Annotated in this window: 23 protein-coding genes; 16 read left to right on the top strand and 7 right to left on the bottom strand. The window is 69.0% G+C overall.

What is annotated here, in order from left to right; translation table 11 throughout:
- Window positions 1–214: 214 nt before the first annotated feature.
- Window positions 215–1,390, bottom strand: coding sequence for an MFS transporter (locus C5F75_RS04150; RefSeq protein ID WP_059578810.1), 1,176 nt, complete (start codon window positions 1,388–1,390; stop codon window positions 215–217).
- Between the two features lie 147 nt (window positions 1,391–1,537).
- On the opposite strand from C5F75_RS04150, the gene C5F75_RS04145 reads away from it, so the two are divergent.
- The 8 genes from C5F75_RS04145 (at window position 1,538) to lnt (ending at window position 9,833) form a co-directional block, all read left to right on the top strand.
- The gene (locus tag C5F75_RS04145; RefSeq protein WP_104011917.1) at window positions 1,538–2,470 is read left to right on the top strand and encodes a LysR family transcriptional regulator; all 933 of its coding nucleotides are present in this window, start codon (window positions 1,538–1,540) and stop codon (window positions 2,468–2,470) included.
- A gap of 223 nt (window positions 2,471–2,693) precedes the next feature.
- Window positions 2,694–4,067, top strand: coding sequence for a tRNA (N6-isopentenyl adenosine(37)-C2)-methylthiotransferase MiaB (gene miaB / locus C5F75_RS04140; protein WP_059578683.1), 1,374 nt, complete (start codon window positions 2,694–2,696; stop codon window positions 4,065–4,067).
- A gap of 33 nt (window positions 4,068–4,100) precedes the next feature.
- Window positions 4,101–5,147, top strand: coding sequence for a PhoH family protein (locus tag C5F75_RS04135; RefSeq protein ID WP_059578685.1), 1,047 nt, complete (start codon window positions 4,101–4,103; stop codon window positions 5,145–5,147).
- Window positions 5,148–5,298: 151 nt separating this feature from the next.
- Entirely contained in the window at window positions 5,299–6,075 is a 777-nt protein-coding gene (ybeY, locus tag C5F75_RS04130) for an rRNA maturation RNase YbeY (RefSeq protein ID WP_104011916.1), read from the top strand.
- A 12-nt stretch (window positions 6,076–6,087) separates the two neighbouring features.
- Window positions 6,088–6,720, top strand: a complete 633-nt coding sequence (locus tag C5F75_RS04125) for a gamma-glutamylcyclotransferase (protein ID WP_059578691.1) — start codon at window positions 6,088–6,090, stop codon at window positions 6,718–6,720.
- Window positions 6,721–6,763: 43 nt separating this feature from the next.
- Complete coding sequence (locus tag C5F75_RS36665) at window positions 6,764–6,913, top strand: hypothetical protein (protein ID WP_167351617.1); 150 nt, start codon at window positions 6,764–6,766, stop codon at window positions 6,911–6,913.
- A 276-nt stretch (window positions 6,914–7,189) separates the two neighbouring features.
- Window positions 7,190–8,077 (top strand): HlyC/CorC family transporter, encoded by an 888-nt coding sequence (locus C5F75_RS04120; RefSeq protein ID WP_059578694.1) that lies wholly within the window; start codon window positions 7,190–7,192, stop codon window positions 8,075–8,077.
- Window positions 8,078–8,129: 52 nt separating this feature from the next.
- Window positions 8,130–9,833 (top strand): apolipoprotein N-acyltransferase, encoded by a 1,704-nt coding sequence (gene lnt, locus C5F75_RS04115; RefSeq protein ID WP_104011915.1) that lies wholly within the window; start codon window positions 8,130–8,132, stop codon window positions 9,831–9,833.
- A 57-nt stretch (window positions 9,834–9,890) separates the two neighbouring features.
- Here the strand turns inward: lnt and C5F75_RS04110 are convergent, their stop codons facing one another.
- Window positions 9,891–11,546, bottom strand: coding sequence for a hypothetical protein (locus C5F75_RS04110; RefSeq protein ID WP_104011928.1), 1,656 nt, complete (start codon window positions 11,544–11,546; stop codon window positions 9,891–9,893).
- Window positions 11,547–11,833: 287 nt separating this feature from the next.
- Between C5F75_RS04110 and glyQ the strand changes: the two genes are divergently transcribed.
- Genes glyQ through C5F75_RS04085 form a run of 5 tightly spaced genes read left to right on the top strand, consistent with a single transcriptional unit; the run spans window position 11,834 to window position 17,278 of the window.
- Window positions 11,834–12,838: a glycine--tRNA ligase subunit alpha gene (gene glyQ / locus C5F75_RS04105; RefSeq protein ID WP_006477868.1), complete on the top strand. Its 1,005-nt coding sequence runs from the start codon at window positions 11,834–11,836 to the stop codon at window positions 12,836–12,838.
- A 22-nt stretch (window positions 12,839–12,860) separates the two neighbouring features.
- On the top strand, window positions 12,861–14,960 hold the full coding sequence (gene glyS / locus C5F75_RS04100; RefSeq protein WP_059642974.1) for a glycine--tRNA ligase subunit beta: 2,100 nt from the start codon (window positions 12,861–12,863) through the stop codon (window positions 14,958–14,960).
- A 10-nt stretch (window positions 14,961–14,970) separates the two neighbouring features.
- Entirely contained in the window at window positions 14,971–15,534 is a 564-nt protein-coding gene (gmhB, locus tag C5F75_RS04095; protein WP_060314991.1) for a D-glycero-beta-D-manno-heptose 1,7-bisphosphate 7-phosphatase, read from the top strand.
- Between the two features lie 43 nt (window positions 15,535–15,577).
- Window positions 15,578–16,342: a lysophospholipid acyltransferase family protein gene (locus tag C5F75_RS04090; protein WP_059578704.1), complete on the top strand. Its 765-nt coding sequence runs from the start codon at window positions 15,578–15,580 to the stop codon at window positions 16,340–16,342.
- Window positions 16,343–16,387: 45 nt separating this feature from the next.
- A complete protein-coding gene (locus C5F75_RS04085) occupies window positions 16,388–17,278 on the top strand; it encodes a M48 family metallopeptidase (RefSeq protein WP_060966681.1) in 891 nt (296 codons plus the stop codon).
- Between the two features lie 108 nt (window positions 17,279–17,386).
- Here the strand turns inward: C5F75_RS04085 and gloA are convergent, their stop codons facing one another.
- Window positions 17,387–17,770: a lactoylglutathione lyase gene (gene gloA, locus C5F75_RS04080; protein ID WP_059578709.1), complete on the bottom strand. Its 384-nt coding sequence runs from the start codon at window positions 17,768–17,770 to the stop codon at window positions 17,387–17,389.
- A gap of 350 nt (window positions 17,771–18,120) precedes the next feature.
- Between gloA and C5F75_RS04075 the strand changes: the two genes are divergently transcribed.
- Complete coding sequence (locus tag C5F75_RS04075; protein WP_104011914.1) at window positions 18,121–19,056, top strand: DMT family transporter; 936 nt, start codon at window positions 18,121–18,123, stop codon at window positions 19,054–19,056.
- A gap of 88 nt (window positions 19,057–19,144) precedes the next feature.
- Here C5F75_RS04075 and rsmA read toward each other — a convergent pair whose 3' ends face one another.
- The 4 genes from rsmA to C5F75_RS04055 are packed head-to-tail and all read right to left on the bottom strand — an operon-like array spanning window position 19,145 to window position 24,791.
- Window positions 19,145–19,972, bottom strand: coding sequence for a 16S rRNA (adenine(1518)-N(6)/adenine(1519)-N(6))-dimethyltransferase RsmA (rsmA, locus tag C5F75_RS04070; protein ID WP_059578714.1), 828 nt, complete (start codon window positions 19,970–19,972; stop codon window positions 19,145–19,147).
- 47 nt (window positions 19,973–20,019) lie between these two features.
- Window positions 20,020–21,009, bottom strand: coding sequence for a 4-hydroxythreonine-4-phosphate dehydrogenase PdxA (gene pdxA / locus C5F75_RS04065; protein WP_060314975.1), 990 nt, complete (start codon window positions 21,007–21,009; stop codon window positions 20,020–20,022).
- An 11-nt stretch (window positions 21,010–21,020) separates the two neighbouring features.
- A complete protein-coding gene (locus tag C5F75_RS04060; protein ID WP_059578719.1) occupies window positions 21,021–22,379 on the bottom strand; it encodes a peptidylprolyl isomerase in 1,359 nt (452 codons plus the stop codon).
- Between the two features lie 51 nt (window positions 22,380–22,430).
- Entirely contained in the window at window positions 22,431–24,791 is a 2,361-nt protein-coding gene (locus tag C5F75_RS04055) for an LPS-assembly protein LptD (RefSeq protein WP_089465126.1), read from the bottom strand.
- A gap of 222 nt (window positions 24,792–25,013) precedes the next feature.
- Here C5F75_RS04055 and C5F75_RS04050 point away from each other — a divergent pair, with 222 nt between their 5' ends.
- Together C5F75_RS04050 and murU are read left to right on the top strand one after the other, a co-directional pair.
- Window positions 25,014–26,063 carry an aminoglycoside phosphotransferase family protein gene (locus C5F75_RS04050; RefSeq protein ID WP_059642949.1) on the top strand — a complete coding sequence of 350 codons (1,050 nt, stop codon included), beginning with the start codon at window positions 25,014–25,016 and terminating at the stop codon, window positions 26,061–26,063.
- Window positions 26,064–26,085: 22 nt separating this feature from the next.
- Window positions 26,086–26,805, top strand: coding sequence for an N-acetylmuramate alpha-1-phosphate uridylyltransferase MurU (gene murU, locus C5F75_RS04045; protein ID WP_104011913.1), 720 nt, complete (start codon window positions 26,086–26,088; stop codon window positions 26,803–26,805).
- Window positions 26,806–26,832 lie beyond the last annotated feature (27 nt).

Raw genomic sequence — 26,832 nt, 5'->3', positions numbered from 1 at the left:
ATTGCCTCCGGGCCGCCGCGCGGCCCTGCGTAGGGGGTAAGCCGGAATCGGAATCGGGTTGCGCCGGTCGTGGCGCGTATCGAAACGCTATCACCCGGCCTTGCACGGGCAAACGAAGTTATCTTCACACCGTTATCAGCATCGCGGAGGAATGCGTTTCTCGCGAACCTTTTCCTGCCGCTATGGCGTCGCGCTCGGCGCGCCGTGGCGGCGTTCACTGCGCCGCCGGCGCCGCGCCGCGCGCCGGGCCGCGCGCGTCGAGCCGCATCGCGAGCCACGTGACGACCAGCGCCGCGAACGTCACCGCGACCGCGACCCACGGCAGCGCATCGAGCGCGAAGCCGTGCTCCAGCGCGAGGCCGCCGAGCCACGCGCCGCCCGCATTGCCGACGTTGAACGCGCCGATGTTCAGCGTCGACGCGAGATGCGGCGCGCTCGCGGCCTTTTCGACCACGCGCGCCTGCAGCGGCGGCACCGTCGCGAACGCGGCGATCCCCCAGACGAACACGGTGACGGCGGCCGCGACCGGCAGGTGGCTCGTCTTCGCGAACACGGCCATCACGGCCATCAGCGCGACGAGGATCGCGATCAGCGACGGCATCAGCGCGCGGTCGGCGAGCTTGCCGCCGATCGTGTTGCCGATCGTCAGCCCCGCGCCGAACAGCACGAGGATCAGCGCGACCGCGCGCGGCGAGTAGCCCGACACGGCCTCGAGGATCGGCGCGATGTACGTGAACACGACGAACACGCCGCCGAAGCCGAGCACGGTCATCAGCAGCGCGAGCCACACCTGCGGCTCCTTCAGCACGCGCACTTCATGGCCGAGGCCGACCGGCCCGCTGTCGTGACGGTTCGGCACCAGCGCGGCCACGCCGCCGAGCGCGAGCACGCCGAGCGCGGCGACGATCCAGAACGACGCGCGCCAGCCGAGCACCTGGCCGACGAACGTGCCGAACGGCACGCCGAGCACGTTCGACAGCGTGAGCCCCGTGAACATCAGCGCGATCGCGCTCGCGCGCTTGTCGGCCGGCACGAGCGACGCGGCGACCACCGCGCCGATCCCGAAGAACGAGCCGTGCGCGAACGACGTGACGACGCGCGCGACCATCAGCATCGCGTAGCCGGACGCGGTCGCGCACAGCACGTTGCCGACGATGAAGATCGCCATCAGCAGTTGCAGCGCGGCCTTGCGCGGCATGCGGCTCGTCAGCACCGCGAGCAGCGGCGCGCCCACCGCGACGCCGAGCGCGTAGCCGGTGACGAGCAGGCCGGCCGACGGCAGCGACACGGCGAGGTCGTGCGCGACTTCGGGCAGCAGGCCCATGATGATGAATTCGGTGGTGCCGATGGCGAAGGCGCTGATCGCGAGCGCCAGGAGTGGAATGGGCATGACGTTCTCCGGTAGGCGGCGGCCGCGGCGCCGGTTCGGTGCCGCACCGCACAAGAAAGCGGGATGTGCGCGCATTGTCCCGAAGACGCCAATATTTGATAATTGGCGTGGCATTTGAACCATTTTCAAATATTTCTGGAAAATCGCATGGACCGACTGGGCGACATCCGGCTGTTCGTCGAGGCGGCGGAGCTGGGCAGCCTGTCCGCCGCCGGGCGCAAGCTGAACCTCACGCCGGCCGCCGCGAGCGCGCGCCTCGCGAAGCTCGAGGCGAAGATCGCGACGCGGCTGTTCGAACGCTCGACGCGGCAATTGCGGCTCACCGACGAAGGCAAGCTGTACCTGAACTGCTGCCGCCAGGCGCTGCAGGCGCTCGACGACGCGGACGCGATGTTGCAGGAAGGCCGCAACGTCGTGAGCGGCAAGGTGCGGCTGTCGTCGACGTCCGATTTCGGCCGCAATCAGTTGCTCGACTGGCTCGACGAATTCACGACGCAACATCCCGACGTCACGTTCTCGCTGACGGCGTCCGATTCGTCGTCGAACCTGTGGCAGGACGAGATCGATCTCGCGATCCGCTTCGCCGCGCCGCCCGACGGCGCGCTGATCGCCCGCCGGCTCGCGACCAACCGGCGGGTGCTGTGCGCGGCGCCGTCGTTCATCGAACGCCACGGCGTCCCGGCCGATCCGCACGATCTGGCCCGCTTTCCGTGCAACGTGATCACGATCGCGTCCGGCCCGATGAACACCTGGCACTTCACGCGCGGCGATGAAGTGCAGGTTCACACGGTGCCCGTGTCGACCGCGTTCGAGACCAACGACGGCGGGCTCACGCGCGAATGGACGCTGCGCGGCCACGGCATCGCGCTGAAATCGCTATGGGACATCGCCGACGACGTCCGCGGGGGCCGGCTGCGCGTGCTGCTGCCCGACTGGCGGCACCAGGACGCGCCGCTGCACGCGATCTACCACAGCAAGCGCTACATGGCGCCGCGCGTGCGCGTGCTGCTCGACTTTCTCGCCGAACGCTTCGCGCGCGAGGAAGCCGCGCTCGACGACCTGCTGAACGCGTGCCGTTGACGGCCGGCCCGCCGTCGTCGCCGCTATCGAGGGGTCAGAACCCGGAAGCCGGCGTCGCACGCCCGCAACCGGCGGCCCGTCCGCCGCGGCGTGAAAAGCTATAATGGAAGGCTTTCCCGACGGCCTTTCCTCCCGGCTGCGCGCGATTCGCGCGCCGCGCACCGCCGTCCCGACTCACCTTTGACGACGCCCCCAGGTCAACCACTGCGAACGGCGAATCCCCATGACCAAGAAAGTTTACGTAAAGACCTTCGGCTGCCAGATGAACGAGTACGACTCGGACAAGATGGTGGACGTGCTCAACGCGGCCGAAGGCCTCGAAAAGACCGACACGCCGGAAGACGCGGACATCATCCTGTTCAACACGTGCTCGGTGCGCGAGAAGGCGCAGGAAAAAGTGTTCTCCGATCTCGGCCGCGTGCGCGAGCTGAAGGAAGCGAAGCCGGGCCTGCTGATCGGCGTCGGCGGCTGCGTCGCGAGCCAGGAAGGCGCGTCGATCGTGTCGCGCGCGCCGTACGTCGACCTCGTGTTCGGCCCGCAAACCCTGCACCGCCTGCCGCAGATGATCGACGCGCGCCGCGAGAGCGGCCGCGCGCAGGTCGACATCACGTTCCCCGAAATCGAGAAGTTCGACCACCTGCCGCCCGCGCGCGTCGAGGGGCCGAGCGCGTTCGTGTCGATCATGGAAGGCTGCTCGAAGTACTGCAGCTACTGCGTGGTGCCGTACACGCGCGGCGATGAAGTGTCGCGCCCGCTCGACGACGTGCTGACCGAAGTGGCCGGCCTCGCCGACCAGGGCGTGCGCGAAGTCACGCTGCTCGGCCAGAACGTGAACGCCTACCGCGGCGCACTGACGGCCGGTTCGTCGGAAATCGCCGATTTCGCGACGCTGATCGAATACGTCGCCGACATCCCCGGCATCGAGCGGATCCGCTACACGACGTCGCATCCGAAGGAATTCACGCAGCGCCTGATCGACACGTACGCGAAGGTGCCGAAGCTCGTGAGCCACCTGCACCTGCCGGTCCAGCACGGTTCCGACCGTATCCTGATGGCGATGAAGCGCGGCTACACGGTGCTCGAATACAAGTCGGTGATCCGCAAGCTGCGCGCGATCCGCCCCGACCTGTCGCTGTCGACCGACATGATCGTCGGCTTCCCCGGCGAGACCGAGGAGGATTTCGACAAGATGATGGCGCTCGTGCACGACATGCGCTACGACACGAGCTTCTCGTTCATCTACAGCCCGCGCCCCGGCACGCCGGCCGCGAACCTCGCCGACGACACGCCGCGCGAGGTCAAGCTCAAACGCCTGCAACACCTGCAGGCGACGATCGAGGAAAACGTCGCGCGCATCAGCCAGTCGATGGTCGGGAAGGTCGAGCGGATCCTCGTCGAGGGCCCGTCGCGCAAGGACCCGAACGAGCTCGCGGGCCGCACCGAGAACAACCGGGTCGTGAATTTCCCGGCGCCGCTCGCGTCGCACCCGCGCCTGATCGGCCAGATGATCGACGTAAAGATCAACCATGCGTACCCGCACTCGCTGCGCGGCGAGCTCGTGCTCGTCAGCGACGACGCGAGCACGGCCACCCACTGACCGACCGACGCCCGACAGGAGCCCGACGCTACTTTGAAGACCGTCCAAGCACTGGAATTCACCGCCCCGCGCGACGACAACGCGCGCCTCGCCAACCTCTGCGGCCCGCTCGACGAAAACCTGCGGCAGATCGAACAGGCGCTCGACGTGACGCTCGCGCGGCGCGGCCACCGGATCACGATTCGCGGGCGCGGCGCCAAGCTCGCGCTCGCCGCGCTCGAAAACTTCTACAACCGCGCGCGCGATCCGCTGTCGGTCGACGACATCCAGCTCGCGCTGGTCGAAGTGCGCCACACGGCCGGCAACGGCCGCCAGGACACGCTCGACGTGCGCTTTCGCGGCGATCCCGACCATCCGTTCGACGAACCGGTCGTGCAGCTCGACGCCAGCGAGCCGGACGAAGAGCCGGGGCCGAAGCTCTACACGCGGCGCGCCGACCTGCGCGGCCGCACGCCGGCCCAGCGCGAATACCTGAAGCAGATCCTGCAACACGACGTGACGTTCGGCATCGGGCCGGCCGGCACCGGCAAGACCTACCTCGCGGTCGCATGCGCGGTCGACGCGCTCGAGCGCGACCAGGTCAAGCGGATCGTGCTGACGCGCCCGGCCGTCGAGGCCGGCGAGCGGCTCGGCTTCCTGCCCGGCGATCTCGCGCAGAAGGTCGACCCGTACCTGCGGCCGCTGTACGACGCGCTGTACGACCTGCTCGGCTTCGACAAGACGGCCAAGATGTTCGAGCGCCAGATGATCGAGATCGCGCCGCTCGCGTACATGCGCGGCCGCACGCTGAACCACGCGTTCATCATCCTCGACGAGGCGCAGAACACGACGCCCGAGCAGATGAAGATGTTCCTCACGCGGATCGGCTTCGGCTCGAAGGCGGTCGTGACCGGCGACACGAGCCAGGTCGACCTGCCGCGCGGCCACAAGAGCGGCCTCGTCGAGGCGCAGCAGGTGCTCGGCGGCGTGCGCGGCATCGCGCTCACGCGCTTCACGAGCGCCGACGTGGTGCGCCACCCGCTCGTCGCGCGCATCGTCGAGGCGTACGACGAATTCCACGCGCAGCATCAGGACGGCTGAGCGGCGGCGGCCGCGTGCCGCCCCCCCGGCCTCCCGGCCCGGCCCGCCCGACGGCGCGCCGGGCTTTTTTTGCCCGTGCGCGGCCGGGCCGAATTCGGGCGCGATCGGCCATTTGGTGTATCCTCGACGCGTCCCAATCGCCGCACGCGTCATGAAATCCTCCCGTTCCCGCAAGTCCGGCCGCGCCCAGTCCGTCGCGTCCGAATCCCCCCGCCTTTCGCTGTTCGACGCGAAGGGCAAGGCCCGGACCGTCAACGCGCAAGGGCTGCGGATCGACTTCCCGGACGGCCGCAGCCTGATGTTCGACCTGTCGGGCAGCTCGGGCGACGCGGCTGTCGCGATCGTCGCGCAGCACAACGACCCGGCGATGCGCGCGAAGCTCGCGCTGCAGCCCGAGCACTACGACAGCGTGACGCTGCACGTCGGCGCCGAATTCGCGCCGCGCGAGGACGACCCCGAAGACGAGCCGCGCGCGCTGGAACTCGACTTGTCCGTCCAGTACGGCGACGAGATCACGAGCGACGTGCGCAAGACGCTGCCCAAGCGCAAGCTGATCGCCGAATGGCTCGAGCCGGCGCTGTTCGCGAGCGCGCAGCTCACCGTGCGCTTCGTCGGCGAAAACGAAGGCCGTACGCTGAACGCCGGCTACCGCCACAAGGACTATCCGACCAACGTGCTGACCTTCGCGTACGACCCGGCGCCCGACGGCACCGTGATCGGCGACCTCGTGCTGTGCTGCCCGGTCGTCGAGAAGGAAGCGCACGAGCAAGGCAAGCCGCTCATCGCCCATTACGCGCACCTGCTGGTGCACGGCGCGCTGCATGCGCAGGGCTACGACCACGAGACGAGCGACGAGGACGCGGCCGAAATGGAAGCGCTCGAAGTCGACATCCTCGCGAAACTGGGTTTCCCGAACCCGTACCGGTAAGCCGTCCGCACGATGCGTCACGCCGCGATGCTGCCGCCCGCCTACCCGCCGTCGATCGGCGAAGGCCGTCTGCTGACCGAAGACGAGCTTGCGGCATCGCTCGCGCACACGATGCGCGACTGGGACGGCCGGCAGGATCTCTGGCTGTTCGGCTATGGCTCGCTGATCTGGAACCCCGGGCTGCCGACCGTCGCCGCCGTGCGCGGCAAGGTGCACGGCTACCATCGCGGGCTCTACCTGTGGTCGCGCGTGAACCGCGGCACGCCCGAACGGCCAGGCCTCGTGCTCGCGCTCGATCGCGGCGGCTCGTGCTCGGGCATCGCGTTCCGGCTTTCCGGCCCGACCGCGCAGCCGCATCTCGAGACATTGTGGAAACGCGAGATGCCGATGGGCTCGTACCGGCCCGCGTGGCTGCCGTGCTCGCTCGAGACCGGCGAACGCGTGAACGCGCTCGCGTTCGTGATGCGCCGCGACGCACCGACCTATACGGGCAAGCTGACCGACGCCGTCGTGAAGGAAGTGTTCGGCTGCGCGGCCGGCCGCTACGGCACGACGCTCGACTACGTGAGCCGCACGGTCGACGCGCTACGGGCGAGCGGCATCCCCGACCGCGCGCTGGAAGGGTTGCTGGCGCGATGCCGGTGATCCGACACCGCGCCGCCCGCGCACCCGCACGAGGACACCGCCAATGAAACCGTCACACTGGTCGCGTTGCAGGATCGCCGTGCTGCTCGTCGCCGCGAGCGTCGCGCTGTCCGGCTGCGGGATACTCGGCTGCGGCGGCGCCGCGACCAACGGCGCGGCCGCCGGCGGCTGCTCGGCCGGCATGCGGTTCTGAGCGGCGCGCCGGCGGCGCCCGCCTGCGGCAGAATGCCGCCGTCCGGCCGCGCCGCCCGTCCCGCCACCGTTTTTTGGCCGCCGCGCCCCGCCGCTCCTTTCTGCGATAGGATGGACCCGACGACGACGTCGCGCCCGGCGCGGCCGTCCGCGAGCGGGGCCCGCGCGAGCCGCCCGCCCTGGCCGTGCGGCCGGGGTGACACGGTCGCGTCGTGCCCTTGGTGTATCCTTGCCTACTCCGTGACCGCGCGCCCCGGCATGACCCGGGCGCACCACCATGAACGATTCGTATCCCAGTCGTAAGCCAACCGACAAACCGCAAGAAAAGCGCTCGCTGCTCGAGCGCCTGACCGACTTCATCTCGCCCGAGCCCGAATCCCGCGGCGAGCTGCTGGAAATCCTCCAGGACGCCCACGAACGCAACCTGATCGACGCCGATTCGCTGTCGATGATCGAAGGCGTGTTCCAGGTGTCCGATCTGTGCGCGCGCGACATCATGGTGCCGCGCGCGCAGATGGACGCGATCAACATCGCCGACAAGCCCGAGGATTTCATCCCGTTCGTCCTGGAAAAGGCGCACTCGCGCTACCCCGTGTACGAGGAGAACCGCGACAACGTGATCGGCGTGCTGCTCGCGAAGGATCTGCTGCGCTTCTACGCCGAGGAGGAGTTCGACGTGCGCGGGATGCTGCGCCCGGCCGTGTTCATTCCGGAATCGAAGCGCCTGAACGTGCTGCTGCACGACTTCCGCGTGAACCGCAACCACCTGGCGATCGTCGTCGACGAATACGGCGGCGTCGCGGGCCTGATCACGATCGAGGACGTGCTCGAACAGATCGTCGGCGACATCGAGGACGAATACGACTTCGACGAGGAAGCCGGCAACATCATCGCGGGGCCGGACGGCCGCTACCGCGTGCGCGCGCTGACCGAGATCGAACAGTTCAACGAGACGTTCGGCACCGATTTTCCCGACGACGAGGTCGACACGATCGGCGGGCTGATCACCCATCATTTCGGACGCGTGCCGCACCGCGGCGAGAAGCTGCAGCTCGGCAACCTCGTGTTCGAAATCCAGCGCGGCGATGCGCGCCAGGTTCATGTGCTGCTGGTGCGCCGCAACCCGCTCGCCAGCCGTCGCGCCGAAACCTCGCACGAAGACTGACCGCTCCGCGCCAGCCGCGCTTCCTTCAACCGCTCGCCCACTTCCGCTTCACATGGACGATCCGATCCCGTCCCGCCCGGCTGGCGGCCTTCTCGCGCCGGCCCCCGGCCGCGCGCTGCCGCGCTGGCACTATCCGGCCGCGCTGCTCGCCGGCGCGGCCAATACGCTCACCTTCGCGCCCACGCCGCATGGCGGCTGGCTGCAGCTCGTCGTATTCGTCTGGTTTTTCGCGCAACTGACGCGCACGTCGAGCTGGCGCGGCGCCGCGCTCACCGGCGGCGCGTTCGGCTTCGGCAACTTCATCACCGGCGTCTGGTGGCTCTACATCAGCATGCACGTGTACGGCGAGATGGCCGCGCCGCTCGCCGGCGGCGCGCTCGTGCTGTTCTCGCTGTACCTGGCGCTGTATCCGGCGTTCTCGGCCGGGCTGTGGTCGTTCTGCGCGGGCCATGCGTGGCACCGCCGCGAGCCCGACCCGCGGCCGTTCTCGCCGACCTGGCACGGCGCGTTTGCGTTCGCCAGCGCGTGGGCGCTCGGCGAATGGCTGCGCGGCACCGTGTTCACCGGCTTTCCGTGGCTCGGCAGCGGCTATCCGCAGGTCGACGGCCCGTTCGCGGGCTTCGCGCCGGTGGTCGGCGTGTACGGGATCGCGTGGGTGCTCGCGCTGTTCGCCGCGCTGGTCGTGCAGGCGCTCGCCGCCGCGCGCCCGTCGCCGGTGCGTGACGGCGCAGCCAGCGCATCGGGCGGCAACGCCCGCGTGCGCATCGCCGCGCCGGCCGGCATCGCGCTCGCGCTCGTCGCGGCCGGCCTCGGGCTGTCGCAGGTCACGTGGACCGTGCCCGCGAACGCGCCGCTCACCGTGCGGCTGCTGCAGGGCAACGTGAAGCAGGACATCAAGTTCGAGCAGGAAGGCATCGACGCGGCGATCAAGATGTACCAGCAGATGATCGTCGAGAAGCCGGCCGACCTGATCGTCACGCCCGAGACCGCGATCGCGGTGATGATCCAGGAACTGCCCGAGCCGTTCGCCGCCGCGATCCGCAAGTTCAGCGACACGACCGGTTCGGCCGTGCTGTTCGGCGCGGTCGGCGCGTCGGTGACCGAGGACGGTCACTACGTCGACTACACGAACAGCCTGTACGGCGTGACGCCGAATTCGCGCGACATCTATCACTACGACAAGCATCACCTCGTGCCCTTCGGCGAGTTCATTCCGTGGGGCTTCCGGTGGTTCGTCAACCTGATGAAGATGCCGCTCGGCGACTTCGCGCGCGGCGCGCCGGTGCAGAAGCCGTTCCTCGTGCACAACCAGCCGGTAATGGCCGACATCTGCTACGAGGACTTGTTCGGCGAGGAAATCGCCGCGACGATCCGCGACAATCCGCAGCCGCCCGGCGTGCTCGTCAACGTGACGAACCTCGCGTGGTTCGGCGACACGATCGCGCTCGACCAGCATCTGCAGATCGCGCGGATGCGCTCGCTCGAAACGGGCCGGCCGATGCTGCGCTCGACCAACACCGGGATGACGGCCGCGATCGACGCGCACGGCCGCGTGCTCGGCCAGTTGAAGCCGTTCACGATCGGCTCGCTCGACGTGCGGATCGAAGGCACGAGCGGCTTCACGCCGTACGTGACGAGCGGCAACAACATCGTGCTCGCGGTGTCGTTCGTGCTGCTCGCGTTCGGCTTCACGTTCGGGCCCGGGCTACGCCGCCGCAACGGCCGGCAGCAGCACGGCGGCGACGGAGCGGCATGATGCAACGGGCCGCTGCCGTGCACGGCGGCGGCCCGTGACCGCGAACCGGCCGGCCGTTCAGGCCTGCCGGGACGATCGATCCGATTGCGCCGGCTGCGCGGCGAGGCCCCGCAGGTCGCGGCTCACGTCCTCCATCACCGGCGCCCACGCGCCGAACGTCGGCTGCCGGTACAACGTCGCGGTCGGATACCACGGGCTGTCCCGACGATCGAGCAGCCACGGCCAGTGCGGATTCACGTCGAGCAGCACCCAGGTGCGCGCGCCGAGTGCGCCGGCCAGGTGCGCGACCGACGTGCACACGGTGATCACGAGATCCAGCGCGCCGATGAATGCGGCCGTATCGTCGAAGCTCTTCAATTCGTCGGTGTAGTCTTCGATCGCGAAACCGGCCGCGCGCGCGGCGGCGACGTCCGCGTCCGCCCCCGGCTGCAGCGAATAAAACGTGACGCCGTCGATGCCGCGAAACGCGTCGGCGTAGCGTTCGAGCCCGACGCGCCGGAACGGATTGCGCTGGTGGCCCGCGCTGCCCGTCCACACGAGCCCGACCTTCAGCCGGCCGTCGCCCGCGAGCCGCGCGCGCCATGCGTCGCGGGCGCCCCGCTCCGCCCGCAGGTACGGCACCGACGCCGCGAGCGTCGACGCCTCCATGCCGAGCATCAGCGGCACGCCGATCAGCGGCACTTCGTAATCGAACGCCGGCAGCGCGTCGACGCCGCCGCCCGCGCCGAACACGTCCGCATGCGCGCCGAGGCTGCGCTGCATCAGCGCGCCGAGCGCCGGAAACGTATTCCACGCGAGCCGGCCGCCCTCGCGATGCACGCGTTCGGCGAGCGGCACGACGAAGCGGCAGAACTGCAGCACGTCGCCGAGCCCCTGCTCGCCCCACACCAGCAGCGTCTTGCCGGCAAGCGGCTCGCCCTGCCAGCGCGGGCCCGGCAGCGCCGGCCGGCGGCCGCGCAACTCGCCCGCGCCGTCCCAGCGCGCCTCATGGCCGCGCCAGCCGGCCGCGTAGTTGCCGCGCACGAGCTGGATGATCGCGAGATTGAAGCGGAACGACGCGTCGTCGGGCGCGAGCTCGCACGCGCGCGCCGCATGGCGCTCGGCGTCGTCCCAGCGCTGCGCCTCCTTCATCGCCATCGCGACGTTGTTCATCGCGAGCGCGTTGTCGGGTGCGAGATCGGCGAGCCGCGCGGCGCTCGCGAGCGCACCATCCAGGTCGTGCATCGCGATCCGCGCGACGACGAGATTGATCCACGCCTGCGCGTCCTGCGGATCGTGCTTCACGGCCGCGTCGAGCAGCGCGATCTCTTCCGCGCGGTCGCCGCCCGACAGCCGCAGCGCGATCGCGAGGTTGTTGCGCAGCGACGGCCAGCCGGCGTCGATGGCGAGCGCCGCGCGGTACGGCGCGACCGCCTGCGCGTGATGGCCGGCCATCTGCAGCACGTAGCCGTGGTTGAAGTGCGTGGCCGCGCCCGGCTGCATGCGCGCCGCGCATTCGGCGAGCGCGAGCGCGTCGGCCGGGCGCTGCCGGGCAACGAGCGCGGTCGTGAGCCGCACCAGCGAGTCGGCATCGACCGCATGCAGATGGGCGGCGGCGGCCAGCCAAAGATCGTGCGCGGGGCGCTCGCCGCGCGCCTGCGCGTCGGCGGCCTGCCCGAGCAGCGCGAGGAACGGCGGAAGCAGCGGAATCAGAAAGTCGGTCGGTTCGTTCATGCAATCGGCATCGGCGAGCGGGTGACGCGGCGCGCATCGCACGCGCCGCAATACGCGCATCTTAACGCCCGCGCGAGGCGCCGCGGCCCGCGCGCGTGCGCACCGATGCGCGGGCCGCCGGAACGGTGCGGCGGTGCCCGCATCCGGCTTCCGGCCGCATCCGCTCGCCGATCCGGTAAAATTACGCGTTTCTGCACACTAACAAGCCGCGCCGCCGCGCGAGCCGACCCTCCGGGCCCGCCCGGAGCGCCGTCCGCAACGGAGCGCCAGCGCCACGAAGGCTCTTCATGCTTACGTTTCAGCAAATCATCCTGACGCTGCAGTCCTACTGGGACAAGCAGGGTTGCGCCCTGCTCCAGCCCATCGACATGGAAGTCGGCGCGGGTACGTCGCACGTCCACACGTTCCTGCGCGCGGTCGGCCCCGAGCCGTGGCGCGCCGCGTACGTGCAGCCGTCGCGCCGCCCGAAGGACGGCCGCTACGGCGAAAACCCGAACCGCCTGCAGCACTACTACCAGTACCAGGTCGTGCTCAAGCCGGCGCCGGAAAACATCCTCGACCTGTACCTCGGCTCGCTCGAGGCGCTCGGCTTCGACCTGAAGCAGAACGACGTGCGCTTCGTCGAGGACGACTGGGAAAACCCGACGCTCGGCGCGTGGGGTCTCGGCTGGGAAGTGTGGCTGAACGGGATGGAAGTCACGCAGTTCACGTATTTCCAGGAAGTCGGCGGCCTCGAATGCAAGCCGGTGCTCGGCGAGATCACGTACGGCCTCGAGCGCCTCGCGATGTACCTGCAGAAGGTCGAGAACGTGTACGACCTCGTGTGGACCGAGTGGGAAGAGCAAGGCCCGAACGGCCCCGAGCTGCGCCGCCTGTCGTATGGCGACGTGTACCACCAGAACGAGGTCGAACAGTCGACCTACAACTTCGAGCATGCGAACGTCGACCTGCTGTTCACGTTCTTCAACAGCTACGAAGCGGAAGCGAAGAAGATGATCGACGCGCAGCTCGCGCTGCCCGCGTACGAGCTCGTGCTGAAAGCCGGCCACACGTTCAACCTGCTCGACGCGCGCGGCGCGATCTCGGTCACCGAGCGGGCAGCGTACATCGGCCGCATCCGCGCGCTGTCGCGTCTCGTCGCGCAGGCTTACTACGACTCGCGCGAGAAGCTCGGCTTCCCGATGCTCGGCAACCCGCCGGGCGTGCCGGGCCTCACCACCGACGCCCAGGATGCCGCGCAGCCGGCATGGGCGCCGCCGCTCAAGGTCGAACGCAAGATCGATCAGGACTGACGAGACGAGATTTATTCCAGACATGACGCACAATCATCCCGCCCCCCTGCTCGTCGAACTGCTGACCGAAGAGCTGCCGCCGAAGGCCCTCGCGCGCCTCGGCGACGCATTCGCCGAAGGTATCGCACAACGCCTCGCCGCGCGCGACCTCGTCGAAGGCGAACTCGTGTTCGAACGCTACGCGACGCCGCGCCGGCTCGCCGTCGTCGTGCAGAACGTACGCGCCGTCGCGCCCGACAGACAGGTCCGAGAAAAGGTCCTGCCCGTGTCGGTCGCGCTCGACGCGCAAGGCAAGCCGACGGCTCCGCTCGCGAAGAAGCTCGCGGCGCTCGGCCACCCGAACCTGTCGATCGCCGATCTCGAGCGCGCGCAGGACGGCAAGGCCGAAGCGTTCTTCATCAACTACTCGGCGGCCGGCGCCACGCTCGCCGACGGCCTGCAGGCCGCGCTCGACGAAGCGCTCGCGAAGCTGCCGATCCCGAAATTCATGACGTACCAGCGCCCGGACGGCACGGACGTGAAGTTCGTGCGCCCGGTGCATCGCCTGACGGTGCTGCACGACGACCGCGTGGTGCCCGTCACCGCGTTCGGCGTCGATGCCGGCGACACCACGCTCGGCCACCGCTTCCTGTCCGACGGCCTCGTCGCGATCCAGCATGCGCGCGCGTACGCCGACACGCTGCGCGACAAGGGCCGCGTGATCGCGCACTTCGCCGATCGTCGCGAAACGATCCGCACGCAACTGAACGAACATGCGAACGGCGACACGGTCGTGATGCCCGAATCGCTGCTCGACGAAGTGACGTCGCTGGTCGAGTGGCCGGTCGTCTACCCGTGCCGCTTCGAGGACGAATTCCTGCAGGTGCCGCAGGAATGCCTGATCCTCACGATGCAGACGAACCAGAAGTATTTCGCGCTGACCGACGTCGCCGGCAAGCTGCGCTCGCGCTTCCTGATCGTGTCGAACATCGAGACGAAGACGCCGGGCGAGATCGTCGAAGGCAACGAGCGCGTCGTGCGCCCGCGCCTCGCCGACGCGAAGTTCTTCTTCGAGCAGGACAAGAAGAAGCCGCTCGCCGATCGCGTGCCGCAGCTCGCGAACGTCGTCTATCACAACAAGCTCGGTTCGGCGCTCGCACGCGTCGAGCGCCTCGAGGCGCTGGCGGGCGAGATCGCCCCGGCGATCGGCGCCGATCCCGCGCACGCGAAGCGCGCCGCGCGCCTCGCGAAGGCCGACCTGCTGACCGACATGGTCGGCGAGTTCCCGGAACTGCAGGGCACGATGGGCACGTACTACGCGCGCCACGACGGCGAGGCCGACGACGTCGCGCTCGCGTGCGCCGAGCACTACCAGCCGCGCTTTTCCGGCGACGCGCTGCCGACCACGCCGGTATCGACCGCCGTCGCGCTCGCCGACAAGCTCGAAACGATCGTCGGCATCTGGGGCATCGGCCTCGCGCCGACCGGCGAGAAGGATCCGTTCGCGCTGCGCCGCCACGCGCTCGGCGTGCTGCGCCTGCTGCTCGAGAAGCAGTTGCCGCTCGATCTCGTGTCGCTGCTGCGCACGGCCCATGCACGCTTCGACGGCGTGCCGGGCGTCGCCGAATCGACCGACGCGATCTTCGCGTTCTTCATGGATCGCCTGCGCGGCCTGCTGCGCGAGCGCGGCTATTCGGCCGGCGAAATCGACGCGGTGCTGAGCCTGAACCCGACGCGCATCGACGATCTCGTCGCGCGCCTCGACGCGGTGCGCGAATTCACGCGCCTCGCGGAAGCCGAAGCGCTCGCGGCCGCGAACAAGCGGATCTCGAACATCCTGAAGAAGTCGGAAGGCGGCGCGAACGGCGCGGTGCAGCCGACGCTGCTCGTCGAGGCCGCGGAAAAGGCGCTGCACGAACAGCTCGCGGCCGTCACGCCGCACGTGCAGTCGCAGCTCGAGGCGCGCGCGTACACGGGCGCGCTGTCGGCGCTCGCCGCGCTGCGCGCGCCGGTCGACACGTTCTTCAACGACGTGATGGTCAACGCGGACGATCCGGCGCTGCGCGCGAACCGTCTCGCGCTGCTGTCCGCGCTGCACCAGCAGATGAACTGCGTCGCCGACATCTCGAAGCTCGCCGCATAAGGGCCGCACGATGCCGATCAGCCCCAACCGAAAGCTCGTCGTCCTCGACCGGGACGGCGTGATCAATGTCGATTCGGATGCGTTCATCAAGACGCCCGACGAATGGATCGCGCTGCCCGGCAGCTTCGAGGCGATCGCCCGGCTCAACCATGCGGGCTATCGCGTGGTCGTCGCGACCAACCAGTCCGGCATCGGTCGTGGGCTGTTCGACATGGCCGCGCTCAACGAGATGCACCTGAAGATGCATCGCGCGGCGGCTGCCGTCGGCGCGCGCATCGACGCGGTGTTCTTCTGCCCGCACACGGCCGAGGATCACTGCGACTGCCGCAAGCCGAAGCCCGGCATGATGCAGATGATCGCCGAGCGCTTCGAGATCGATCCCGATCACACGCCGGTCGTCGGCGATTCGCTGCGCGACCTGCTCGCCGGCGTCGCGGTCGGCTTCCAGCCGCACCTCGTGCTGACCGGCAAGGGCAAGAAGACGCTCGCCGCGGGCAACCTGCCGCCCGGCACGAAGGTCCACGACGACCTGCGCGCGTTCGCGCTCGATTTTCTTTCACACGAACACGAGTGATGCGGCTGCCGCGCGCATCCTCCCCAACGCCAGACTCACGCCGATGCGCTTCGTTCGCTCCCTGCTGCTGCTGATCTACTTCATCCTGTACACGGTGCCGTACGCCACCGCGTGCTTCATCGCGTTCCCGTTCATGCGCCCCGACGCACGCTACTGGATGGCGGCCGGCTGGTGCAAGTCGACGCTGTGGGTCGTGCGCTGGCTGAACGGCATCCGCTACCGGATCGAAGGGATGGAGAACCTGCCCGACGGCCCGGCCGTGCTGCTGTCGAAGCACCAATCCGCGTGGGAGACGCTCGCGTTTCCGGCGCTGATGCCCAAGCCGCTCTGCTACGTGTTCAAGCGCGAGCTGCTGTACGTGCCGTTCTTCGGCTGGGCGCTCGGGCTGCTGCACATGGTCAACATCAACCGCAAGGAAGGCAAGAACGCGTTCAATTCGGTGATCCGCCAGGGCAAGAAGCGCCTGTCGGAAGGCGCATGGATGATCATGTTTCCCGAAGGCACGCGCACGCCGGTCGGCAAGCAGGGCAAGTACAAGACGGGCGGCGCGCGCTTCGCGATCGAAACCGGCACGCCGGTCGTGCCGATCGCGCACAATGCAGGTCGTGTGTGGCCGCGCAACTCGTTCACGAAATTCCCGGGCGTCGTCACCGTGTCGATCGGCAAGCCGATTCCGGTCGAAGGCAAGACGCCCGACGTATTGAACTCGCAGGTCGAAGCCTGGATCGAAGCGGAAATGCGCCGCATCGATCCCGATGCGTATCGTCAGGCGGGCAACGCCGGCACACGCGATGCCGCGCGCGCCTGACGCCCCGGATTGCAGCCGTTGCGTACGACAAAAAGAAGCGAACTGATGAAACAGCGTCCGCGGCCACGGCCTGCCGTCGTGGCCCTCGATCATCGCCAGATGGACCTGCCGCTCTTCGACGGGCCGGCCGCGCCGCCGTCGGCGCCCGCCGCCCCGCCGGCGCCGCCCGACATCGCCGCCCCTGCCGCGCCGCTCGATCCCGGTCCGGCGCCCGATCGCTCGCGCGTGCGCACGTTCGCGCTCGACAGCCGCGTGCTCGAATACCGGCTCAAGCGCTCGGCGCGCCGCACGATCGGCTTCACGATCGACGGCAGCGGGCTGTCGATCACCGCGCCGCGCTGGGTCACGCTCGCCGACATCGAGGCGGCGATCGCCGAGAAGCAGCGCTGGATCTTCGCGAAGCTCGCGGAATGGAAGACGCGCACCGAGCAGCGCGCGCTGCCGCAGATCGACTGGCGTGACGGCGCGCAACTGCCGTATCTGGGCAAGACGGTGACGATCGCGCTCGGCGCGGGCGCCGTCGCGTTCGATGCCGATGCGCAGCGGCTGTCGCTGCCGCTGCCCGTGCAGGCCGACATGCAGCAGATCAAGGATCGCGTGCAGGGCTGGCTGCAGGGCGAAGCGAAACGCATCTTCGGCGAACGCCTCGCGGTCTATGCGGAAAAGCTCGGCGTCACGTATTCGATGTATGCGCTGTCGTCGGCCGCGACGCGTTGGGGCAGTTGCTCGAGCGACGGCAAGATCCGCCTGAACTGGCGGCTGATTCATTTCCCGATGTCGATCATCGACTACGTCGTCGCGCACGAGCTGTCGCACCTGCGCGAGATGAACCACAGCCCGGCCTTCTGGCAGACCGTCGAATCGATCTTCCCCGAGTTCCGCGAAGCGCGGCACACGCTCAAGCATCACCCGCCCGAGCTGCTGCCGTCGCTCTGACGCGCACGGCTTCGCCGCCAACGAAAAAGGGCGATGCGGATTACCCCGCATCGCCCTTTTTCGTTGGCGCGGCGCACATCGCACGCCGCGGCCCGGTTCATCCCGCGCTTACTTCTTCTGGATGAACTCGATCTTGTAGCCGTCCGGATCCTCGACGAACGCGATCACGGTCGTGCCGTGCTTCATCGGGCCGGCCTCGCGCGTGACCTTGCCGCCTTGCGCCTTGATCTTCTCGCAGGCCGCGTACGCATCGTCGACCGCCACCGCCAGATGGCCGAAGCCATTGCCGAGATCGTAGGACGGCGTGTCCCAGTTGTGGGTCAGCTCGATCACGGTGCCCGTGCGCTCGTCTTCGTAGCCGACGAACGCGAGCGTGAACTTGCCTTCCGGATAGTCCTCGCGACGCAGCAGCTTCATGCCGAGCAATTCGGTGTAGAACTTGATCGAGCGGTCGAGATCGCCGACTCGCAGCATCGTATGCAGCAAACGCATGTGTTGTACTCCTGTGGGGACTTTCCAGAACCGGAAATTCTACCGGAGTCGGGTGAATCGCGCCGGGGACGGCCGGCCGGCGCGCGCCCGGGCGGTGCAGCGGTTGAGCCGCACGAGCACGAGCGAGCGCCGCGGCGGGAAACAGCACGATCCGACTCACCCGGCCACCGCGTCGATCGGGTAACATCCTTCCACTTCGCACCAAAATCGGGCACGCGTGCCACCGCCCGACCGCGACCACCCACTCTTCCGTACCGCCACCCTGCCGTGCGAAACCGCCCATCCGAGCGCACCGGACGCGCCGCCCGCCTCACCTCGCCGCCACCGCACCGGACCCGCGAGGCACGTCGATGAGCCCGCTTGCCGCCGCCCCCGTGCGCCGCGCACTCGATACGCGCGCCGTCGGCCTGATGCTGCTGCTGTGCGCGATCTGGGGCTTCCAGCAGGTCGCGATCAAGAGCACGAACGCCGCGATCGCGCCGATGTTCCAGGCCGGGCTGCGCTCGGCGATCGCCACGCTGCTGCTGTGGGGCTGGGCCCGCACGCGCGGCACGCCGCTGTTCCAGGCGGACGGCACGTTCGGCGCGGGCCTCGCGGCCGGTGCGCTGTTCGCCGGCGAATTCGTCTGCGTGTTCTTCGGGCTGACGCTGACGAGCGCGTCGCACATGGCGATCTTCCTGTACACGGCGCCGTGCTTCACCGCGCTCGGCCTGCACCTGTTCGCACCGGGCGAGCGGCTGCAGCGCACGCAATGGGCCGGCGTGGGCATCGCATTCGCCGGCATCGCGCTCGCGTTCGCGGACGGCTTCCTGAAGCCGCGCGCGCCCGGCGCGTCCGTACTGGCCGGGCTCGCCGGCGACGCGCTCGGGATCCTCGGCGGCGCGATGTGGGCCGCGACGACGGTCGTCGTACGCTCGACGGCGCTCGCGCGGGCCAGCGCGAGCAAGACGCTGTTCTATCAGCTCGCGGTATCGGCGGTCGTGCTGGTCGCGCTCGCCGCGCTGTTCGGCCAGATGTCGTTCGCGCACGTGACGCCGATTGCGGTGGCGAGCCTCGCCTACCAGTCGGTGATCGTCGCGTTCGTCAGCTATCTGTCGTGGTTCTGGCTGCTGACGCGCTACAGCGCGTCCCGGCTGTCCGTCTTCACGTTCCTGTCGCCGCTGTTCGGCGTCGCGTTCGGCGTGCTGCTGCTCGGTGAATCCGTCGGCTGGCGCTTCATGTCCGCTGCCGCGCTCGTGCTGACCGGCATCGCGCTCGTCAACGCGCCGCCGCGCCGGCGGGCGTGACGACCGGCGCAAGACGCGCGGGCAATAAAAAAGCTGCCCGTCGGGCAGCCTCTTCGATACAGCCGATGAGCGGCTCGCGCCACGCGCATCATCCGGCCTTGCGCGCCGCCGCCAGCGCCTGCGCGACGCCGACGTATTCGGCCACGCTCACGTCCTCCGCGCGGCGCGCGAGATCGAAGCCGAGCGCATCGAAATCGATCGTCTCGCGGTAGTCGCCGAGCGTATTGCGCAGCATCTTGCGGCGCTGCGAGAACGCGGCGGTGACGATTTCGCCGAGCAGCCCGGGATCGACGTCCGGCAGTTCGTGCGGCTCGTACGGAATCATCCGGACGATCGCCGAATCGACCTTCGGCGGCGGCTGGAACGATTCCGGCGGCACGTCGAGCATCTTCTCCATCACGTAACGGTACTGCAGCATCACCGACAGCCGGGAAAACGCCTTCGTGCCCGGCTCCGCGACCATCCGCTCGACGACTTCGTTCTGCAGCATGAAATGCTGGTCGATGACCGCATCGGCGAACGTCATCAGGTGGAACAGCAGCGGGCTGGAAATGTTGTACGGCAGGTTGCCGACGATCCGCAGCGACGGCTTGTCGCCGGGCGCCGCGAGTGAGCGGAAGTCGAACGCGAGCGCGTCGCCCGCGTGCAGCTCCAGCAGCGCGCCGAAGCGTTGCTGCAGGCGCCCGATCAGGTCGCGGTCGAGCTCGACCGCGTGCAGCGGCGACTCGGGCGTCGCGACGCGCTCGATCAGCGGCTCGGTCAGCGCGCCGAGCCCGGGGCCGATCTCGACCATCCGCTGGCCGCGGGCGGGGCCGATCGTCGCGACGATCGAGTCGATCACGCCGTGATCGACGAGAAAGTTCTGCCCGAAGCGCTTGCGCGCGAAATGGCCTTGGTGCTGTCTGCTGTTCGACATCGACTCAGTAAAACGAAAAATACGACGAAAGGAGTAAGCCTGCGGCGTCAGGCTGCGCGGCGATGGCGCGCCATCGTGACGGCCGTATCGAGCGCGGCGATCATGCTGCCCGGATCCGCGCGGCCCGTGCCGGCCAGATCGAGCGCGGTGCCGTGATCGACCGACGTGCGGATGATCGGCAGCCCGAGCGTCACGTTGATGCCCTCGCCGAACGTCGCGTACTTCAGCACGGGCAGGCCCTGGTCGTGGAACATCGCCAGCACGCAATCGGCATCGGCCAGATGGCGCGGCTGGAACAGCGTGTCGGCCGGATACGGGCCGCGCGCGTCGATGCGTTGCGCGTTCGCGCGGGCCAGCGCCGGTTCGATCACGTCGATCTCCTCGCGGCCGAGATAACCGTTCTCGCCCGCGTGCGGGTTCAGGCCCGTCACGAGGATGCGTGGCGCGGCGAGACCGAAATCGCGCCGCAGGTCGCGATCGATGATCGCGAGCGTCTCGACGAGCCCGTCGATCGTCAGCGCGGCCGATACGTCCTTCAGCGGCAGGTGCGTGGTCGCGAGCGCGACGCGCAGCGGCCGGTGGCCGGTGCCGGCCAGCATCATCACGACGCGCGGCGTATGCGTGCGTTCGGCCAGGTATTCGGTATGGCCGGTGAACGGCACGCCCGCGTCGTTGATCGTGCTTTTCTGCAGCGGCGCGGTGACGATCGCGTCGTACCGGCCCGCCAGCGCGCCGTCGATCGCCGCGTCGAGCAACCCGAGCACGTACCGGCCGTTCGCCGCGTCCAGCTTGCCCGCCTGCGCGGGCGCGGCCAGCGCGTGATGCGCGACCGACACCTGCGCGCCGCCCGCCAGCGTGGCCGGGTCGGCCCCGACCGCCGCCGCCCGCGCATCGAGCAGCGCCGCATCGCCGAGCACGGTGAAATGCGCGTCGGGCCAGCGCTGCGCGGCGTCACGCAGCGCCTGCACAGTCAGCTCCGGGCCGACCCCCGCGGGTTCGCCGGTCGTGATCGCGATCTGCAGCGCGGGCATGGTCATCCGACGCTCGCTCAGTTCGCCGGGCCGACGCCGCCGATCTTGTACTGCACGTACGACGAATCGCGCAGCTCGCGCAGCCAGTCGGCATAGGCCTGTTCGGCCTTGCGCTGGCCGATCGCCTGACGGGCGATGTCCATCTGCTGCTGCACCGACCCTTCCGCTTCACGGCGGCTCAGCACCTGGATCAGGTGGTAGCCGTACTCGGTGCGAATCGGCTGGCTGATCTGGCCGTCCTGCAGGCTGTTCATCGCGCGCTCGAATTCCGGCACGGTCTCGCCCGGGCTGATCCAGCCCAGATCGCCGCCCTGCGACGCCGAGCCGTCCTGCGAGTAGGTGCGCGCGAACTTCGCGAAATCGCCGCCGGCCTCGACCTGGTTGCGGATGTCGCTCAATTGCTGGCGCGCCTGGCCTTCCGACTTGCCTTCGCCAACGCGCAGCAGGATGTGGCGCACGTGCGTCTGCACGATCTTCGGCGCCGCGGCGCTCGCGCCCTGGCTCTGGCGGCGGTCGACGAGGCGCACGATCTCGAAGCCGTCCGGCACGCGGATCAGCGTCGGGTTGACCTGGCCCGGGCGCAGCTTCGACGCGGCGTCGACGACGTCGGCCGGCAGCGCGCTCGGCGCCTTGAAGCCGAGATCGCCGCCCTTCTTCGCGTCGTTCGCTTCGGAGTTGTTCTTCGCGAGGCGCTCGAAATCGGCGCCCGACTTCGCCTGCTGCAGCAGCGCTTCGGCCTTCTTCTGCGCGGCTTCGATGTCGGCCTGCGGCGCGTTGGTGGGCGCCTTGATGAAGATGTGCTGGAAGCGCAGGTCCTGCTGCTGCGCCGCGTTCGGCCCGCGCTGGCTCGCGATGTAGTTCGCGACCTCGGCGTCCGACACCGTGATCTTGCCGTCGACTTCGCGCTCGCGCAGCTTCGACAGCATCAGCTCGGTACGCGCATCGTTCGTGAAGATGCTCCACGGCACGCCTTGCGCCTCGAGACGCGCGCGATACTGGTCGAGCGTCATCCCGTTCGCCTGCGCGAGACGCTGCAGCGTGGCCTGCACGGTCGCGTCGTCGATGCGGATCCCGTCGTCCTTGGCCTTTTGCACCTGGATACGCTCGAGCACCATCTGGTTCAGCACCTGCGCGCGCAACTGGTCGGCCGGCGGCACCGGCGCGTTCTGCTGCTGCAGCCGGCGCGCGATCAGGCCGACGCGCTGGTCGAGTTCGCGGCCGGTGATCACGTCGTTGTTGACGACCGCGACGACTTCGTCGGCGAGCTGCGCACCTTGCGAACCGAGCGCCTGCGCCGCAGCGGGCGCGGCGGCGAGCAGCGCGGCGGACGCGGCGAGGCTGGACACGACTGCCGCGAAACGAAGGGTTTTCTTCATTGCCACTGAAACTCCATTGAAATCGTGCTGACCGGTGCAGACATGCCGGCGTTACTCGTAGTTGCTGAAGCGGGACATCGGCGGCGGCGGCGGCGGCAACGGCGTGTAGCCCGGCACCCCGGCGCGGAATGCGGACACGAGGCCGTTGTCGATGGTCGACAAGCCCTTGAGCGTCAGCTGCATCATGAATCGCGTCGACGAGTTCTGCTGTCCCGACGTATTGATGCCGTTCGCGGCCCGCTGCACTCCGACCCCGAGCGCCCAGCAATCCGCGTCGTATTGTAAGCCGACCAGACCGTCGACCACGCGATCTCCGGCGAAGTCGTAGTTGAAGCGGCCGATCGCATACAGGCGGCGCGTGAGCGGCCACTGCGCGGACACCAGGAACTGGTTGATCGGCTGGTTGTCGAGCGTGGTGTTCGTGCGCGTATAGCGGTAGCCGACGTTGATCACGCGGCGCTCGCCCGGGCTGTAGCCGAAACCGATACTCGACTTCACGAGCTGGTTGTTGTTCTGGTTGTACTGGAACGCCGTTTCCGACATGAAGCCCGAGCCGAGCTTCAGCGCGGCGCCGACGATCAGGTCCGAGTGGCGCGCCAGCACGGCGCTCTGCCCGGGCGTCAGCGTGACGCGCTGATCCGCGAAGTAGTACTGCTGCGCGATCACGAAGCGCGCGCGCTCGTCGCCGGTGCGCGGATCGATGAAGCGCGACGTGAGGCCGGCCGTGATCCGGTTCGCGTCGGCGATCCGGTCGTTGCCGACGAACGTGTTCGGCTGGTAGATCTCCGCGAGGCCGAAGTCCGATTCCGCGGTGTCGAACAGCGGCGCGTTCGACTGGTCGCGATACGGCGTGTACACGTAGTACAGGCGCGGCTCGAGGGTCTGGATGAAGTCCTGGCCGAACAGGCGCACCGAACGGTCGAAGATCAGGCCCGTGTCGAAGCTCACGGTCGGGATCGACTCGGTGAAGCGCTTCGGGCTGTTCGGCGTGGTCGACGACAGGTAGTTCAGGTCGTAAGACGCGAAGTGGTACTGGACCTTCGGCACGACGAAGTAGCCGGGCCCGTACACGCCGTACGAGATGTACGGATTGAAGACGATGCGGTCGCCTTCGGTCGCGTCGGCGGTCGTGATGCGGAACCGCGAATAATCGGCTTCCGCGCCGAAGTCGAAGCCGCCGACGTTGTACTTCGTGTACTTCACGTTCAACTGCGGCTCGCGGCTGTACGGCGCGATCGACGGCGGCAGCGTCTGCCAGTGCTGGTAGCGCGCGAGCACCGACCACGGGCCGTTGTTGTACGTCAGGCCGGCTTCCTGCTGGTACAGCGTCTGCGTCCCGTTGATGAACTGGTTCGCCGACCCGAGGTCTTCCGGATACGTGTTGTCCGAGACCTTGTTGTAATAGACGTAGCCGCCGAAACCGCCGCCGAAGTTCTGCTGGTGCTGCCAGTAGATCGCGTAGCGGTTGCGGTGCGCGAGCCGGTCGTCCGGCAGGTAATTGGCCGTGAACGTGCCCGAATACGACGGCGACAGATAGCGGAACGTCGCCTCGGCCATCACGCCGCGCCGCGAGATGATGCGCGGCGTGAGCGTCAGGTCGCGGTTCGGCGCGATGTTGAAGTAGTACGGCAGCGACAGCTCGAAGCCGTTGCTCGAGTTCACCGAGAACGTCGGCGGCAGCAGGCCGCTGCGCCGCTCGCCCGACAGCGGGAACGTCATCCACGGGCTCGCGAAGATCGGCACGCCCTGGAAGAACAGCACGCCGTTGCGCGCGGTGCCCTCATCGGCACCCGTATCGAAGTCGAAGCGGCTGCCCTTGATGTACCACGCGGGATTCGTCGCGCACTGGCATGCGGTATACGTGCCGTTGACGAACACCGAGCGCTCGTTGTCGACCATGTCGACGCGCTCCGCGCTGCCCGACCCGCCCGTCACGTTGAAGTGATACTTCGGCGCGGTCATGAAGCCCTGGTTCGCCTCGACCTTCAGGTGCGCCTCGGGGCCCGCGAACGACGTGCCACCGTTGATCACCTTGACCTGGCCGTACGCATCGGCCATGTCGGTATCCTGATCGTAGTGGATCGCGTCGGCCTTCACGACGGCATCGCCGCGCCGCAGCTCGGCGGAGCCCTTCGCGGCGAGATCCTGCTCGGCGGTGCCGCTCGTGTGGTCGGCGATCACGAACGCGGCCGGCTTCGCGCCGTCCTTCAGCGGATGATCCTCGAGCTGGGGTGCGAGACGCAGATCCCACGGCGAGTCGAGCGGCTGCGGCTGCGCAGCGGCGCCCGACAGCTGCGCGTACGACACGGCCGGCACGAGGCCGGGCACGGCCAGGAGCGCGAGCGCGAGCCGCCGTTTGCGCGGCGCCCCGTCACCGGGGAAAACATTCGGGAATAGCGGTTTGGGCGGCATCTATCGTTTGGCGAATCGCCCCTTGTCAACCGCGCCTGCACGGCACCTTCGCGCGCGGCGGGCCGCGCCGTCGAGCCGCGACTGCGGCTCTTCGCAAACCGGGGAGGCGATCGGGCGGACGTCGCGACAGGCGCGGGCCTGCACGGCGGAAGCTGACGCGGGGCGCGTCAAAAAAGTCGTGGGGTATTATATGGCAAGACGTTCCCCCCTCCGCCGAGTTTCATGACGCCCCCATCCGCCGCATCCCAGCCCGACGCCCGCCTCGACGCGCTCACCGCGTGGCTGCGCCCGCTCGCCGGGCGCTACGCCCTCGATCTGTCAACCCTCGCGCCCGCGTCGTCGGACGCCAGTTTCCGCCGCTATTTCCGCGTCGCGTCCGCCGCGAGCCCCGGCGGCACGCTGATCGCCGTCGACGCGCCGCCGCCCGAGAAGTGCCGCGAATTCGTCCAGGTCGCGCAGTTGCTCGCCGCGGCCGGCGACCACGTGCCGGACGTGCTCGCCCACGATTTCGACGCGGGCTTCATGCTCGTGACGGACCTCGGCCGCACGTCGTACATCTCGGTGCTCGATCCGGCCGACCCGGCCGCCGCAAAGCCGCTGATGCGCGCGGCGCTCGACGCGCTGATCCGCTTCCAGCTCACGTCGAAGCCCGACGTGCTGCCGCCGTTCGACGAAGCGTTCCTGCGCCGCGAAATGGAGCTGATGCCCGAATGGTTCGTCGGCCGCCACCTCGGCAAGCCCGTCACCGACGCGATGCGCGGCACGCTCGACCGCACGTTCGCGCTGCTGGTCGCGAGCGCGCACGCGCAGCCGCAAGGCTTCATGCTGCGCGACTTCATGCCGCGCAACCTGATGGTCTGCGAGCCGAACCCGGGCGTGCTCGACTTCCAGGACGCCGTGTACGGGCCGCTGACGTACGACGTCGTGTCGCTGCTGCGCGACGCGTTCATCAGCTGGGACGAGGAATTCGAGCTCGACTGCTTCGCGTACTACTGGGAAAAGGCGAAAAAGGCCGGCCTGCCGGTCGATCCCGACTTCGGCGAGTTCTACCGCCAGCTCGAATGGATGGGCCTGCAGCGCCACATCAAGATCCTCGGCCTGTTCGCGCGCATCAACTACCGCGACGGCAAGCCGCACTACCTGAACGACCTGCCGCGCTTCCTCGCGTATGCGCGCAAGGTCGCGCTGCGCTATCGCCCGCTCGTGCCGTTCGCGAAGCTGCTCGACGAGCTCGAGGGCAACGCGCCGGCCGACGTCGGCTATACATTCTGAGCGCCCTTACACCCAGCCGAACATGAGCCCTACCCTGACCACGGCGATGATCTTCGCCGCCGGACGCGGCGAACGGATGCGTCCGCTGACCGACACCTGCCCGAAGCCGCTGCTCGAAGCCGGCGGCAAGCCGCTGATCGTGTGGCAGATCGAGGCGCTCGCGCGGGCGGGCATCGACACGATCGTGATCAACCATGCGTGGCTCGGCGAACGAATCGAGGCCGCGCTGGGCGACGGTTCGCGCTGGGGCGTGCGGATCGCGTATTCGGCCGAAGGCGAAGCGCTGGAAACCGCCGGCGGCATCGCACAGGCGCTGCCGCTCATCGAGCGCGACGGCCAACCGACCGTGTTCGCGGCCGTCAGCGGCGACGTGTACTGCGCCTTCGACTACCGGACGCTCGCGCCGCGCGCCGCCCGGATGGCCGCACTCGACACGCCGGCGATGCACCTCGTGATGGTGCCGAACCCGCCGTTCCACCCGGCCGGCGACTTCGCGCTCGGCGACGACGGCCGTCTCGCGCTCGATGGCGCCGCGCGCTTCACGTTCGGCAACATCGGCCTGTACGACACACGGATGTTCCGCGATCTCGCGCCCGGCACGCGGCGCGCGCTGACGCCGTACTACCGCGCGGCGATCGAGGCCGGCCACGCGAGCGGCGAACTGTACGAAGGGATCTGGGAGAACGTCGGCACGCCCGCGCAGCTCGGCGAGCTGGACGCGCGCCTGCGCGCCGCGGGCTGAGCGGAGCCGACGGACGGCCGCGCACCG

Source organism: Burkholderia anthinoferrum, from assembly GCF_002925705.1.
Lineage (GTDB): Bacteria > Pseudomonadota > Gammaproteobacteria > Burkholderiales > Burkholderiaceae > Burkholderia > Burkholderia semiarida.
Note: the sequence above shows the minus strand (reverse complement) of the source record. Positions and strands in the feature narration are given on the sequence as shown.